Origin of the sequence: Nostoc cycadae WK-1 (assembly GCF_002897135.1) — a bacterium.
GTDB lineage: Bacteria > Cyanobacteriota > Cyanobacteriia > Cyanobacteriales > Nostocaceae > Nostoc_B.
The window spans coordinates 1-1436 of the sequence record NZ_DF978479.1 but is presented as its reverse complement, the minus strand read 5'-3'; the positions used below and the strand labels follow the sequence as shown (position 1 = coordinate 1436).

The 1436-nt window shown below is 36.6% G+C and carries 1 protein-coding gene; it reads left to right on the top strand.

From position 1 onward, the window contains the following. The first annotated feature begins 236 nt into the window (after positions 1-236). Positions 237-1352 carry a transposase gene (locus NCWK1_RS28945; RefSeq protein ID WP_103127054.1) on the top strand — a complete coding sequence of 372 codons (1116 nt, stop codon included), beginning with the start codon at positions 237-239 and terminating at the stop codon, positions 1350-1352. The last annotated feature ends 84 nt before the right edge of the window (positions 1353-1436 follow it).

Genomic DNA, 1436 nt, shown 5'->3' with positions numbered 1-1436 from the left:
TCACATCTTGCACCTGATAAAAAAAGACAGTATTAACCGAAGAGGAGGAAATAAAAATTACATCCAAATCTGAATGAGCAAATCAAAGTACTGAGATAATAAATCACAGATAAAATACATAAATTGACTGCTAACATACACAAAACAAGCAGTAATTAAATCTGCACACAGAGTATTTAAATTTATCAGTAAAAATGCGAAAAAGGGCGTATTAAACAAGATAAACAGCAAGAACTATGCAAACAATTCTTGCCCACGCCCACTCTTTAATGTACACTATCCTAGCTTTGATGCCCAGTCACTATCAACGAGATAGTTTAGAAGCAATGCTGGGATTATTTCTCGAAGCAGAAGGAAAACCTTTACCACATTACAGTAAAACTAAATCAGAAAGTGCTTTAAGCCGATTTTTGAACCATTATAATTGGTCTACTCGTAAGATAATTAGTCATTTACGAGCTTTCGTGATTGAACTAATTTTGAAGCAATGCACACTAGGACGCAAACCATTCTTACAAGTAATTATAGATATAACTACGTTAGAAAAAACGGGTAAATTTAAGGCTTTTAATCACTTAATTACTTTTTTCAATCATAAACGTGGCTTGCATCTAGTCGTCTTATATTTAGTTGTTGGACAGTGGCGTATTCCTTGGAATTTTCGAGTCTGGAGAGGCAAAGGCACAACCACTCCGGCTCAATTAGCTTTAAAAATGGTACGTCGCTTACCAAAAAAACTTACTCTTACTTTTCAGGTAAAAATTCTGGCTGATACTGCCTTTGGTACAGTTGAATTTATTCATGGTATTCGTCAACTTAAATACCACGCTATTCTCGGAATTGGTTGTAATCGTAAATTGGTTGATGGTCGTTCCGTCAAGCATTTGTACCATCGCGGACAGCAAGTTAGACTAGTTGGTTTAGATGTAACTGTTTCTGTTTCTTGGTATTATTTTAAAACTGATAAAGGTGTATTTTTGAAGAGATATGTTATTTCTACAACACCACTCAAGGCTTGCACCATCAATTGGTGGGGTAAACGAAGATGGCAAATAGAAGGATGGTTTAAAACTGCTAAACATCGCTTCGGTTTAGACAAATTCGGACAATGTACTCTCTTGGGCATTTATCGTTGGTTAATCTTATCTTTGACTGCCTTTTTATTAGCACATTGGACTTATTTAGCTCGATATTATCCTCATACTCTCGATTGGGGTCAAGCTGCTTTTCTTGCTCTTTCCACTTTCTTCCCTGTTTTATTATTGTCTCTATTATTACTTGATATTGAACGCCTTCGACCTCTAGCACTTAGTCACGGAATTGACATTACTATTTCCCGGTGCAAGATGTGAGCCACCACCAATACCTGTCTCTTATACACATCTAGATGTGTATAAGAGACAGGCCTTTAGATTGGAAGAGCGTCGGGTAGGGTG

Bases quoted from the DNA above. Each gene is read 5' to 3' on its own strand.
- NCWK1_RS28945 (WP_103127054.1), top strand. From the start codon at position 237: ATGCAAACAATTCTTGCCCACGCCCACTCTTTAATGTACACTATCCTA.